This is a genomic window from Paenibacillus albidus (assembly GCF_014644435.1).
GTDB lineage: Bacteria > Bacillota > Bacilli > Paenibacillales > Paenibacillaceae > Paenibacillus_AQ > Paenibacillus_AQ albidus.
On sequence record NZ_BMKR01000004.1, the window covers coordinates 214,502 to 228,277 of the forward strand.

Here is a 13,776-nt window from a genome sequence, read left to right on the forward strand (position 1 = left end):
GTGGGCGGATCATCAAAAGGAGGGATTTCGATATGGCCGAAACTTCGGCAAAGGTTATTGTACAGGAGCGCAGAATGTCCGTCAAAATTGCAGATACCCTGCTCTCCGAATGCACGGATGGCAATCACCCGAAGCTTGCGGGCAAATGGGGGTACGTGGGCGGGATGACGCTGATGGCCCTGGAACGGGCAGCCGTATGGAACCGGGAGCGGAAATACGCTGAGCTTGTTGACCATCACATGGATGAACTGATAGAACAAGACGGGACTATCCTGACGTATCGGCTGGAGGATTACAATCTGGATATGATCAATGAAGGCAAAAATCTTTTCACCTTGTGGAAACGCACCGGTGAAGACAAATATTATCAAGCGATCCTGCAGTTGGCTGCCCAATTGAAAGGACCGCCGCGCACAAGTGAAGGCGGGTTCTGGCATAAGAAAATATACCCGTTCCAGATGTGGCTGGACGGTATTTATATGTCCTCGCCGTTTCTGGCCGAATACGCCAGCATCTTAGATCATCCGGACAGCTTCGATGAAGCGGCGCGGCAGATTCTGCTGATCGAGCAAAAGACCCGCAATCCCCGGACCGGCCTGTTGCATCACGCCTGGGATGAGAGCAGGGAACAGCGCTGGTGCGACAAGGACACCGGCCAATCCTTTCATGTCTGGGGCCGGGCCATGGGCTGGTATGCGATGGCGGTGGTGGATGCGCTGGAGCATTTTCCGGTCGATCATCCGCAGCGGGGGCAGATCATGGGGATCTTTGAGCGGATGTCCTATGCAATCGCCCATGCCCAGGACCAGGACAGCGGGCTGTGGTATCAGGTGATGGACCAGAACGGCAGGGAAGGCAACTATCTGGAGGCCTCCGCTTCCTGTATGCTAACCTACGCGCTTGCCAAAGGTCAACGCCTGCATTATTTGGCCGAGCTGGACCGCAAAGTCGTTGAAAATGCGTATGCGGGTATCTTGAAGCAACTGGTCACCGAGGATGAAAAGGGAGTGCACCTGCACCGGATTTGTCACGGTGCCGGACTTGGCGGAAAGAAATACCGCGACGGTTCTTATGCCTATTATATCAGCGAACAGATCGTCAGCGATGTCCAGATGGGAGTAGCCCCATTCCTGCTGGCCAGCATTGAAATGGAGCAACGGGGAGCAGGGGGAGAGTGAAAAAGCGAAGCGGGCAAATGGACACAAGGCCAGAAAGGAATAGGCTGCGGCTTAGGTATCCCGCTGCCTGGTGGCAAGGGATGTGGCGCGAGGCGCTTCCTTCCGGCAACGGAAAGCTTGGCGCCTCTGTGCAAGGGGGCATCCAGGAGGAAACGGTACTGCTCCTGCACAGTGAATTGTGGCACTGGGGCCGGAAGGATGAGCTGCCCGATGTCAGTCATACATTGCCGGAGACCCGGCGGCTGATGGACGAGGAACGATACCTCGAGGCAAGCTGGCATCTGAGCCGGACCTTGCAGGCAGAGGGATATGCTTCTAGGCTTTCCTCCCGTTTTCCGCTGGCGGCATTGACGGTGTCGATGAACTGTGAGCGCGCTTTCCGCAAATACCGCCGGGAACTGGATATGGACACGGGCGAGGTGCAGGTCCGCTGGCAGGAGGGGAGCCGGAGCTATTCGAGAAGCTTATTCGTCTCCCGTGCCGATGATTGTATCGTCTATGAGCTGGAAGGCCGGGAACTGGAGGAGGCTGGCACGGCTCAGGCAACAGGGGCAGCAGACAAGCCATTGCTAGCGGGGACAGTAGGACTCCGGTTTCACCCGGGCGACCGCGTGCGGGAAGACGAGGAGTTCAGCGCGCTGAAGTTGTCAGTAACAGTCAGAGCAGAAGGCGATTACCTGTTATATAGCGGCCGAAATGACGACGGCCAGGACTTTGGTGCGGTGCTGCGCCTGATACGGGTGACAGAAGAGCCCATTCAGGTAGGGAGTTCGGCTGACGGAGCCTTAAGCGAAAAGCTCCATTTCCAAACGTCAGGCAAGCTGCTTATTCTTGTCAAAATGTTTGCCGCAGGCGAGCGGGAGCAGGAATGGGCGCGGCTGAAGCAGGAGCTGGCTGCGCTTGGCAGCGATTACGGTACGCTGCTGGCGGGGCATACTGCGCTGCATCAGCCGCTTTTCCGCTCAGCCGAGCTTGATCTGGATGATGCGGCGGATGACGGACGTAGTAATGAAGAGCTGCTGCTGGAAGCCTATGAAGGTGAAGCTCCCACCGGGCTAGTCCGCAAGATGTGGGCTTATGGCCGGTATCTGTTCATCAGCGGAACCTCTGAGGACGGTAGCTTGCCTTTTGGACTATACGGCTTGTGGGGGGGAGACTACCGGCTGATCTGGGGTCATAACATGGCCAATGAGAATGTGCAGATGATGTATTGGCATGCCCCCGTCGGGGGATTGTCCCGCCTGAACCAGCCGTTATTCCGTTATTACAACGGATTGATGGAGGACTTCCGGGACAATGCACGCAAGCTCTTTGGCTGCGGCGGTATCAATATCCCGGCTGGAACAACGCCCGGTAATGGTGTCCCGAATCAGATTGTCCCGGTCATCATGAACTGGACCGGGGCGGCCGGCTGGCTGGCCAGACATTATTATGAGCATTACCAGTATACGGGCGATAGGCAGTTTCTGCTGGAGGAGGCTTTGCCTTTTATGAGGGAAGCGCTGCGCTTCTATGAGGATTTTCTGGTGCTGGACGCAGACGGGCAATATACTATATACCCGTCTGTCTCCCCGGAGAACACGCCGGAGAATTTCATGCCAAGGGACGGGCAGCAGCTGGCTCACCCTATGCCTACAGCAATCAATGCCACAATGGACATTGCCATTATCAAGGAATTACTGCAGCATGTCATTGAAGCCAGCCGTACCGCCGGAATCCACTCCGGCGAGATTCCGCGCTGGGAAGCCATGCTGGAACGTTTGCCCTCCTATATCCTGAATCAGGAGGGGGCTGTGAAAGAATGGCTGCATCCCGCTTTTGAAGACCGGCGTAATCATCGTCATCTTTCCCATGTGTATCCTGTTTTTCCGGGACAGGAAGTCACCCGGGAGGAGCAGCCGGAGCTGTTCCGGGCCTTCGAGACGGCCGTGCATCAGCGGCAGCTTGGCGCCCAGAGCGGCTGGTCCCTCGCACACATGTCATCCATATACGCACGGCTTGGCGACGGGGAACGGGCCCTGGAATGTCTGGATATCCTCGCAAGGTCCTGTATGCTTAATAATGGCTTTACCCTGCATAACGATTGGCGCAATATGGGAGTGTGCATGTCTATGCCCGCAGCACCCGTGCAGCTGGATGCCAACCTGGGCTGGGTCAATGCGGTGCAGGAGATGCTGCTTTATGTATCGCCGCAATGGATCAAGCTGCTGCCGGCACTGCCTGCGCGGTGGACGAGGGGTTCTATTCACGGCTGGTGCATACCGGGAGGCAGCTTGTCTCTTGCATGGGATCGGACAACAGGAACTTTTCAGGCAGAGCTGACCGCCAGCCGCCGGATCACCACGAAACTTCAGCTTCCGGAATGGATCACTGCTTGTAAATTGCATAGCAGGAAAGACAGCAGCTTGGTTTGGTCCGCTGCGGACGGCGGCTATGTGCTTGAACTTGAAGCCGGTGGAAAACTGGTTGTTGAGCAGACAGCATTCGGAAAATAGAAGATTGGTAACAACATTTGAGTGTCGAAACAGCGCATTTTGCGCTGTTTTTTCGTGTAAATTCGTATAAAAAGGAACAAAATGGTTACAATCAGCTCAGAAGGGTTACAACTTGGATACAATTCCCTTTGCCCCTGGCTCTATAATTATTTTAGTAAATAATTATGGGGGGAAATTAATGAGAAAGTCTGGAAATACATACATCGCATTGTTACTGAGCACCTTTATCATCAGTCAGCTGAGCGGCCCAGCAGCCTCGGCCGCTTCTTCTGTGCCCACATCCGGGTTGTTGAGGATAGCTGCAGCTGTACCCGCTTCAACAACCTCAACTGCCAGCAACCTGGGTTCTGTCGTGCTCGGTCCGAATATCAAAGCAACCCTTGAAGATGTGAACCTGTGGCCACAATCGGGCGGAAATATTCTAACGTATACACTTAACTATTCGAACGGAAGCGGCAGCAACGCCAATCTGATCCAGTATTTCCCCAGAGTGGCTACGCCGGGGGGCACTGTGATTGCCGCTAATCCTATAACCAGCGATGCCCTGAAGAAAAAAGTGGCTCCAAAGGGCAACCTGCGGGTGACCTATTATGTCAACGTCGGCAAATTAAACTCACTCAAAGGTGTAAAATTCCCGATGTACGTCTGGGACACCAAGACCAAAGGTTATCTTAAGCATGCGGGCAGCTTCAATCTGCCGGCCAACTATTCTCCGGTCACCCCCATCGGCAAAAGCCAGACCACTGCCATGGGAGACATCCCGGTTGCCGCAGGTGCAGAATCGCTGCAGCTGTACAAATATGAAGGAAAAGTTTATGCCAAGATCGGCCTGAATCTGACCAACAAAGGCAATAAAGTTCTCAGCGATCCCGGCTATTCAGCTTATCTGGTTACAGCCAGCGGTACAGCGTTTGAACTGGCACTGGACAGCGCCCAAGCCGGTTACAAAATTCAGCCCCAGGAGAAGAAGCTGATCTATTATCTGACGGAGATTCCGCCGTATCTAAAGACGGATAATATGAAGCTGCAATTTACGCAAAAGGACGCAACACTGAAGGTGGAGCTTCCCAAGTCTGCATTCAAGCTTCCTGCCGCAACAACGCCCAATTTGGTCGTAGGCCGCGGAGTTGTGAAGAAAATTATGATTAACAACAACACTATTGAGACGCTTCTGAGCAATGCCAATGTATATGCGGAGAACGATAAGGGGATGTGGACCTTTCAGCTTCGTGTAAAAAACACCGGCAACAAGGCCGTTACTTTACCCACCTATGAATTGTCCGTGAAGTCGGCTAAAGGCAAAACCTTTCCGATTGACGCCAAATCACTGAACGGCATTACCATAAAGCCGCTGGAAGAGAAAGTCATCCCGCTTAGTGCACAGCTGCCGCTGGAGGTGGAGCAGAACACCCTGCAGCTGCTGATGATTGAAGCCTTCAGTGCCGGCCAGTCCCAGTCCCAGCCTCAATCCCAACCTGACCCTGGCGCGGCCACGCCGGAGGCCAATGCCGGGGGCAATGCTGGGGGCGGCACGGGTGAAACACCAGTAATTCCCGGGGCTACCGCCAAATTGTCAATCCCGGTCGCTTATTTCTCAATTCCATATACCTTGCGTGCCGATACGCAAAAAGGCTTGGATTACACAGCAACTACCCCGTACGGAACTTTCACTTACAGCCTTGAATCCATACAGCGTTTCCCCTGGAAAGCCGAGGATATTGTTGTAGCCAAAGTCAAGCTTACTAATACACAGTCAGCGGCGCTCTCTTTACCTGAGATTAAGGGAGGCATCAAGGCAGACAACAGTGATTTTACCGCTTCGACCGAGCTGTTTATGGACAAGGAGACGGCGACTCTGGCACCGGGCAAGACGGCTGATGTCTTTCTGATGACCAAAATTCCGTACACCCAGGATTTCAGCACTCTTAAACTCAATCTTTTCTCTGTCATCAAAGAAGAAAATGTGCCGATTCTAACGCTTAGCACCACCAGCATGATGAATGCGGTGGAGCAGATTGAACAAGGGGGCAGCTACAGCATTAGCAGCACTGGCAAAAATGCCAAGGTGAAGGAAAGCAAAACCACGATTTATGAAGGGCAAAACGCTAATATCGTCTACACGGAAATGCTTCTGAGCAGTGAGGAAAAGAGACAAAGCAAGATGGCCCGTCTGCAGGGTTATTACAAAATGGCCGATGGGCAAATCTATGAGGCTACCTCCAATCAGCCGGAAACTGCCGCCACACCTGGCGGCCAGCAGCTAATTTCCTTTTGGGCCAAGCTCCCCAAATCCGTTGGGACTTCCGATGCGTCGCTGTATCTGGGCCCGGGGGTTACCGGCAACAAGCTGACTGAAACAGGCCAGGAGCCAAGCGGATTTATTAATATCGCTTCCCTGGCGCTTAACCCGGTTGTAACACCGCCGCAGAAGGATTTGAGCGCAGTCAAGCTGAACCCTTACACCTTATCCGTGCAGCAATCGGAGGGCCGGAACTTAAAGGGCAGCGACACTATCAGCATTTCGATGAACTATAATCTGCTGCGTGACAGCAGCTACGAAATGGGTGCTTTTAATCATAAGCTGGTGCTCAAAATGACGGATCCTTATGGCCAGTCCCAGGAAAAAAGCCTGGCGCTGGGTACAGAGCTGACAGAAGGAAATAACAACTCGTACGCGGTTTCCTTCAGCAGCAACATGTATAAGAACCTGGCCGGCGGGACCTACCGCATAACACTTTATGATGAGTTCCAAGGTGAGCGGATCGAATTGGCCAGCCAAGCCTACAATTTGACCATTGAACGGGTTCAGACGAACGACAAGAACTGATCATCTCTATTACAAGTACGCGAAGGAGCAGCTCCTATGTTGCGAGTGGAAAAGGTAAGTCATACTTTCAAAAACGGCAGTGAGACCACCTCGGTGCTTCATGACATCAACTTTGCCGTAAAGCAGGGAGAGATGGTGGCCCTGCTGGGCAGTTCGGGTTCGGGTAAATCTACGATGCTGAACCTGATGGCCGGGCTGATGAAGCCGACTGAAGGCCATATTTTTATCGCTGACCATGACTTGGTGAAGATGAGCGAGAACAAATTGTCCGTGTTCCGGCGTAAGCATATCGGATTTATTTTTCAGGCTTATGAGCTCATCACCAGCTTGACCGTGCGTGAGAATGTGGAGCTGCCGCTGGTATTCCAGTCGGTAGCACCCTCGATACGCAAGCAGAAAGCAATGGCTTTGCTGGAGAATGTGGGGATTCCCGACAAGGCGGATTTATTCCCATCCCAGCTGTCCGGGGGCCAGCAGCAGCGTGTCAGTATAGCGCGTTCCCTGATTACGGAGCCCTCCGTTATCTTTGCCGATGAGCCTACGGGAAATTTGGATTCGAAGACCGAAAAGGAAATTATCGGTATTTTGCTGAATTTGAACAAAAAAATGAAGACGACCTTCATTGTCGTTACCCATGACCAGGAGGTTGCGGAGCAGATGCAGCGGATCTTTACGCTTCGAGACGGTTATATGATTACTAAGAAGCAAACCCCTGCCGAACCGGAGTCCGAAGGGGGTGAAGTCCATGCGGATTAGTGATATCACCCGGCTGGCCTGGGATCAGATCAAGCGGCGGAAGGTCGTCACAGGTTTGTGTATGGCAGGTCTCTCCATTGGCTGTGCCGCCATTATTGTGGCACTTAGCATCGGGGACTCCGCCCAGAGTTACGCCGACCGGGAAGTGAACCGCAATTTCAAAATGGATGAAATTACGGTCAGGCCGAATGAAGGCATTCCGGGGCAGGGCGGAGGTTCGGGAGCCGGAAATTCCGCCAATAAGTTTGACCCGGGCCGGCTGACCCGCCAAAAAGTGGAGATTATCCAGAAGTTAAATCATGTGACCGCTGCGGCTCCCTTTCAGGAAGTGGGCTATGTCCAAATGCTTACGGTGGATAACAAGATTTCGGATGCGCAGATCATCGGTACAGATCTGAGTTTGTTAACCAAATATGGGAATAAATTCAAACAGGGTGGGCCCTCCGATACCTTGGGTGGCGTTATTCTCAACTATGGGGCTACTCTGGGCCTGATCGATTCGGAAACGCGGAAAAATCTCTACGAGAAGATGAATGGCACCTACGATCCGAAGGTGATGGAGCAATATGACAGCTTAAGCAGGCTTCCATCCGACATGTATCAGCAGCAGATTCAGCTGCAAGCGCCGGATATGGCCTCACAAACAGGAAAAATGCTGACAAGCTCTCAGATGCGGGTTATTGGTACACTGGCGCTTCCGAGTGGCATGGACGAGAATATGGCCATGTATGACAAGAAAATTTATGTTTCCCTGGAGACCGCAGAGCAGCTCTCAGAGGAGCTTAAATTAAATGCGAACAACGGCGCGGATAGCAGCAGCAGCTCGAAAACCGGAGTTTTCAACTCGGCCATTGTCAAAGTGGACAGTGTGGATAACATCGTCCAGGTAGAGAAGCTGGTCCAAAAGCTGACTCTTCAGACCAGTACAAATCTGTTCCAGAAAGAACAGCTTGCCGAAACCTTTAGCATGTTCAAAAAAGTGGCGCTCGGAATCGGTGTGTTCATTCTGATCATCGCTTCCATCTCAATTATTGTAGCAATGACCATGTCTACCCATCAGCGGCGGCGCCAGATTGGCATAATGAAGGTACTGGGTGCCAATATGGGGCAGATCCGGAACATGTTCATTACAGAAGCTGCATTGCTGGGACTACTGGGCGGATTGCTCGGCATTGGATTTTCCTATCTGATCGTATCAGGCATCAACAAGCTTGTCGGAACAGGCGGCGGATTCGGCGGCGGAGAAGCTCTGGTCATTTACATTCCGCTCTCCACGCTTCCGGTCGGTATAGCTTTTGCCATCATGACGGGAATTATATCAGGCATTTATCCGGCAATCAGCGCATCCAGAACCAATGCGCTCACCGCGATCAAACGGGATTAGACATTTATAAGTTGAAAGGAAGCTGGGCGTGATGAAAAGGATTATCAAGTGGATCATATTTGCGTTGATCATCTTGGGAGCAGGGTATTTCCTGTACACCCAAATGAATAAGCCTACAGCAGAGATGGAGAATATTGAACCGCCGCAAGTCATTAGCTTTGAAGTGACCCAAGAGACAGTGACCAGCTCCGTCCAGGTCAAGGGGAAATCGAAGTATCAGAACGAGACGCGTGTATATGCGCCATTTGCATCCAAGGTCAAGAATTGGAAAGTGGAAAACGGTGGACAGGTGAAGAAAGGCGATGTGCTGTACAGCCTGGACCAGGAAGCTCTGGAGAATGAAATTGCCACTGCTGAAGCTGCCATCAAAAAGGCAAAGCTGGAGGCGGAGCTGAATACCTTTGTAAGCCAGCAGGAAGAGGAGAACGCCGTGCTTGGAGCGACAGAGGCCGAGCGGTTAAAAGTGCTTGCCGCACAGGAAACGGCACGCCTGGGCAATGAGCTGAATGAGGTTAACGCCAATATTCAAGCGCGGGAACTGGAAGAGAAAAAGGCCAGGCTCCAGACAGCGATTTATCGTGCGCCTGCTTCAGGGATCTTTCTCTTCGATAATTCAAGCGAACGTCCGCAAGCCGTAACGGACAACCAGTATATTGGCAAGATTGTAGACCTCAGCAAGCTGGAATTTATAGCTCAGGTGGGGGAGCAGGATGTTTTCCGAATTAAGAAGGGCATGAAAGTCAAGGTCAAATTGACAGCCATGAAGGAGCTTACATTGACCGGTGAGGTGACCAAGGTAGCGAAATTTGCCACGGCCACCTCCGGGGAGAACAATGCCAGCACTAGCTCAACACCGCAGTTTGAAGTCGTCATCTCCCTGCAGCCTGACGAACACCTCATAGGCGGACTTAGTCTCAACGGAGAGATTGAAACCACCCGCAAAGAGAATGCCGTTGTCGTATCGAGCATAGCCATCCAGCATGAAGGGGATCTCTCCTATGTTATGCTGGACAAGGGCAATGGCCAATACGAACGTACCGAGATCAAAACCGGGCTGGAGACTAGTGACAACACCGAAGTGCTGTCAGGACTGAAGGTTGGGGACAAGGTAGTGCTGCAGTAAATTATCACTGCTTATTGATTTATTCAGGAATCGTGTGGGACCAGTTCACAACATCTTTGTTAAGTTTGTTCAGGTCAGGAACAGCTACCGGTTCATCGCTTAGAGCGTATCTGGCTTTCAGGCTTAATATCCGGTTGACACTTTCGTCAATGCGCGACTCGGCAATGGTCCCGTTCCTGACACTGAGCAGCAGCGCCTCACGCACTTTCCGTTCATTGCTGTATTCATGGGCGATCAGGAGGATATCGCTGCCTGCCTGGACCGTGTCCACAGCAGCTTCTGCCAGATCATAATTCTTCAGAATGGCACCCATGGTCAGGTCGTCAGTAATCACAACCCCTTGGTAACCCATAACCCCGCGCAGCTGCTCTCCGATAATAATCGGGGACAGCGATGCGGGTTTGTCCTTGTCCAGTTGGGGGAACAAAATATGTGCAACCATTACCGCAGCCGCATTCTCCTTGATGGCCGCCTGAAAAGGCAGCCATTCCAGCTTGGAGAGCTCGGCTGCGGTTTTGTTCACCACAGGGAGCTCCAGATGCGAGTCTACCGAAGTATCGCCATGTCCGGGGAAATGCTTAACGACCGGCACAACCCCTTCGCTCTCGATGCCTTTCATCTCAGCGATACCAAGCTTGGTTACCAGGGGGGCATTGCTGCCGAACGAACGGTCTCCAATGACCGGATTATCCGGGTTGCTGTTAATATCCAGCACCGGCGCAAAGTTCATGTTGAACCCTGCGGCAAGTACCTGCCGGGCGAGCAGGCTCCCCATCATCCGGGCTGATTGAGGGTCATTGGTTCTGCCGACCTTGCCGTTTGCAGGAATAGAGGCATACTCCGCCGGCATCCGGCTGACTTTGCCGCCTTCCTGGTCCACACTCATGAACAACGGGACAGGGTTGCTTTTATTGCTTTGTTTCAGCGCATTCACCAGACTGACCATGCCATCCAGTCCTTTAATATTGTCAGCATACAAAATGATGCCGCCAACCTTGTCTTCAGCAATCATCCTTTGGGTTTCCGGGTCAGGTTGAGTACCGTCAATCCCGACCAGGAGCATTTGGCCGATCTTATCCTCCAGGGTCATGGCAGCTATTGTCAGCGCTACAGGATCATTATTGCCGGCGGTCTGGGCTGGAGCCTCTTCATTACGCGGCGGCGTGGTAGTCTTGTCCGTTGGCGAAGGGATAACCGAAGGAAGCGGTGTTGCCGCCGAAGCAGAAGGAAGAGGCACGTGTGAAGCACTTCCCTCAAGGCTGCCCGCGCTGTTGCAGCCGGCGAGTATACTCAAGGTCAGAGCCAGAAAGGCTGTAGCCAGCAAGCGGGCTTGTCTCGGTTGCTGTTTGATGTACTGCTTAATACGTAAGCTTGGCGATAACATAGGGCAGATGTATCCTTTCCTCAGGCATATAATATAACTATAACGCCTGCTGTGAGTTTGACAAGGAAAATACCTTTATCGGCCAGCTGGGATGCCAGGGCACTTGCTGACATTCTGGCACGATGATAAGATGGAGGAGACCACTTACATACCAAACTTTGAAGAACGAGGTGACTGTCCAATGAAGGATGGATTATTAGTAAACGCCCTAAATGAACAAATGAATTTTGAATTTTATTCGGCTCACGTATATCTTGCTATGGCGGCTTATTGTTCCGGTGAAAGCCTGGACGGTTTCGCTAATTTCTTTTTGGTACAGGCTGAAGAAGAACGGTTCCATGCCATGAAGATCTATAAATTCCTCAATGACCGCGATCACCGGGCCACACTCGCCGCGTTGCCGCAGCCAAAGAATGAATATACCTCTATGCTGGATGCCTTTGAGCATGCCTTTGCCCATGAACAACAGAACACCAAGAAATTCTATCACCTGGCTGACCTTGCTCTGGACGAACGCGAACATGCGACCATCTACTTTCTGAAATGGTTCATTGATGAGCAAGTGGAAGAAGAAGCGCTGTTCAGCAACATTATTGCCAAGCTCAAACGCATCGAAACAGACAGCAATGCCTTCTATATGCTGGATGCCGAGTTCGCCGGCCGCTCTTTTACACCGCCGGCCGAATAACAGGGTCCAGGTTCGCTACAAGCCCAATTTCTCAATGAAACAGCTGAGAAATTGGGCTTTTTTGTGTTGCTCCAATAACACCCGTAGTAATTCCAGGTATTGGGTATCTTGCTTTACCAGGAAGAATGGAATATAATTTACCTACCGGTAAGTAAATTATAGGAGGTCTTGGGAATGGGGAACAAAGAAAACACGCATAAAAATATTGTGGAAACTGCATTCAAAATGTTTTCTGACAACGGTTTTGATAAAACAAGCTTGTCGATGATTGCCAAAGAGGTTGGGATATCCAAACCGGCCATTTATTATTATTTTGAGTCAAAGGAGCAATTAATCGATTATATATTCGACGAAATCTGCAAGGAAATCGAACATCAAAACGATTTTTCATTGGACCGTATTTCGATCGATAACTTTGAAGCAGAACTGATCTCGATTGGCTATCGGATGATAGAAGAGCATGAGCATGATGAATATTTTAATAAAATTTTTAACGAATATATCCTATTGGCATCCCGGAATGAGAAATATCGGAATCGGCTGTATGAGATACAAAAAGGTTATTTAACAACCTATTATGACCTATTGAAATTCGGTGTGGAGATTGGGGCAGTATCTGCTGGAAATATAGAATCGAAAGCCAATCTGCTCGGGATGCTTATCGATAATATTGGCAACTTCATGTTAACGGGATTTCAACTGGATTACAGGGGGATTTGGAAAGAAGCTGTCACAAGTGTTCTAAAGGAGGATAAATCATGACGGTTTCATCTCCAACCAAACGTGTTGAAGGACTGGATTTTGCCAGAGCCCTGGCTTTGTTCGGAATGCTAATTGTCAACTTTGCTGTGATCACGGGAGTTGAAGGAAAGGGCTCAGACTGGCTTATCCGGTTTACAGGTATTTTTCAGGGCAGGGCTGCGGCGGCATTTGTTATGCTGGCGGGTATCGGAGTTGCATTGATGACAAGAAAAGTCAGAAACAATGCTTCACCCGCAAGTATTCGCAGCACCCGCCTGGATTTATGGAAACGTTCAGCTTTTTTATTGGTGTCAGGTCTGCTTTTATATGCTGTAGGCTGGACGGGAGACATTCTTCACTATTATGGCGTGTACATGTTCATTGCAGCTTTTTTAATCACGGTTCCCCGGAAGGTTGTTATTGTGGCAGCAAGCGGTGTTGTGATCATGGCTCAAACCATGCAAGTGACATTCAACTATATGAACGGATGGCACCCGGAACAGCCTTTTATGGAATATCTCGACTTCTGGACGGTGGAAGGATTTTTAAGAAATCTGCTGTTTAACGGTTACCATCCGGTATTTCCGTGGATTTGTTTCTTTTTGATCGGTATGGTCATTGGCAGGCTGGATTTATCTAACCCCTTAGTAAGAAAAAAGCTCCTTGTGACTTCATTGCTATCAGCAATTATAGTAGAATCTTTATCCCGGATTCTATTGCAAACGTCGCTTTCGGTGCTGGATGTGGAAAGTGCTGAATACTTGTTTCAGACCGGCCCGGTTCCGCCCAATCTTTTCTATATCTTATCCAACTCCTCTACTGCACTTGTTGTGATTATCCTATCTGTCTATTTTGCTGAGAGGTTTGCCGGACATTGGTTTACCAACGCTATTGTGAACACCGGCCAAATGACCTTAACCCATTATGTCAGCCATGTCCTGATCGGGATTGGGCTCCTATCCTTCTTAAATCGACTGCAGAACCAGTCACTGGCTTTTTCACTCCTGTTCTCCTGTTTGTTTTTTGCTGCAAGTATCTTATTCTCTGTGTTATGGAAAAGAAAATTCACTAGAGGCCCTATGGAGCTGCTTATGAGAAAAATATGCTAAAAGTTTACCTAGGGCAAACAATATTACATCATACAACACAATTCCTGCCGCTCAACTCTCTTTGGCAGAGTGAACTATTGCGCGGGTCGGC

The 13,776-nt window shown here is 50.9% G+C and carries 10 protein-coding genes; 9 read left to right on the top strand and 1 reads right to left on the bottom strand.

What is annotated here, in order from left to right; genetic code table 11:
* Positions 1-32 precede the first annotated feature (32 nt).
* From IEY53_RS06060 to IEY53_RS06085, 6 genes are all read left to right on the top strand, one after another.
* Positions 33-1,178, top strand: a complete 1,146-nt coding sequence (locus IEY53_RS06060; protein WP_189022975.1) for a glycoside hydrolase family 88/105 protein — start codon at positions 33-35, stop codon at positions 1,176-1,178.
* Positions 1,175-3,673 carry a glycosyl hydrolase family 95 catalytic domain-containing protein gene (locus tag IEY53_RS06065; protein WP_229696010.1) on the top strand — a complete coding sequence of 833 codons (2,499 nt, stop codon included), beginning with the start codon at positions 1,175-1,177 and terminating at the stop codon, positions 3,671-3,673. Before IEY53_RS06060 ends, IEY53_RS06065 begins: the two co-directional genes overlap by 4 nt.
* Before the next feature lie 178 nt (positions 3,674-3,851).
* Positions 3,852-6,500, top strand: coding sequence for a hypothetical protein (locus IEY53_RS06070; RefSeq protein ID WP_189022978.1), 2,649 nt, complete (start codon positions 3,852-3,854; stop codon positions 6,498-6,500).
* Between the two features lie 36 nt (positions 6,501-6,536).
* Positions 6,537-7,256 carry an ABC transporter ATP-binding protein gene (locus IEY53_RS06075; RefSeq protein WP_189022979.1) on the top strand — a complete coding sequence of 240 codons (720 nt, stop codon included), beginning with the start codon at positions 6,537-6,539 and terminating at the stop codon, positions 7,254-7,256.
* Complete coding sequence (locus tag IEY53_RS06080) at positions 7,246-8,640, top strand: ABC transporter permease (protein WP_189022980.1); 1,395 nt, start codon at positions 7,246-7,248, stop codon at positions 8,638-8,640. The genes IEY53_RS06075 and IEY53_RS06080 overlap by 11 nt, the downstream gene beginning before the upstream one ends.
* Before the next feature lie 31 nt (positions 8,641-8,671).
* Positions 8,672-9,763: an efflux RND transporter periplasmic adaptor subunit gene (locus IEY53_RS06085; protein ID WP_189022981.1), complete on the top strand. Its 1,092-nt coding sequence runs from the start codon at positions 8,672-8,674 to the stop codon at positions 9,761-9,763.
* 19 nt (positions 9,764-9,782) lie between these two features.
* Here IEY53_RS06085 and nagZ read toward each other — a convergent pair whose 3' ends face one another.
* The gene (gene nagZ, locus IEY53_RS06090; protein ID WP_189022982.1) at positions 9,783-11,147 is read right to left on the bottom strand and encodes a beta-N-acetylhexosaminidase; all 1,365 of its coding nucleotides are present in this window, start codon (positions 11,145-11,147) and stop codon (positions 9,783-9,785) included.
* A 181-nt stretch (positions 11,148-11,328) separates the two neighbouring features.
* Between nagZ and IEY53_RS06095 the strand changes: the two genes are divergently transcribed.
* From IEY53_RS06095 to IEY53_RS06105, 3 genes are all read left to right on the top strand, one after another.
* Entirely contained in the window at positions 11,329-11,835 is a 507-nt protein-coding gene (locus tag IEY53_RS06095; RefSeq protein WP_189022983.1) for a ferritin, read from the top strand.
* A 174-nt stretch (positions 11,836-12,009) separates the two neighbouring features.
* Positions 12,010-12,597, top strand: a complete 588-nt coding sequence (locus IEY53_RS06100; RefSeq protein WP_189022984.1) for a TetR/AcrR family transcriptional regulator — start codon at positions 12,010-12,012, stop codon at positions 12,595-12,597.
* The gene (locus IEY53_RS06105; protein WP_189022986.1) at positions 12,594-13,685 is read left to right on the top strand and encodes a DUF418 domain-containing protein; all 1,092 of its coding nucleotides are present in this window, start codon (positions 12,594-12,596) and stop codon (positions 13,683-13,685) included. Before IEY53_RS06100 ends, IEY53_RS06105 begins: the two co-directional genes overlap by 4 nt.
* Positions 13,686-13,776: the final 91 nt, after the last annotated feature.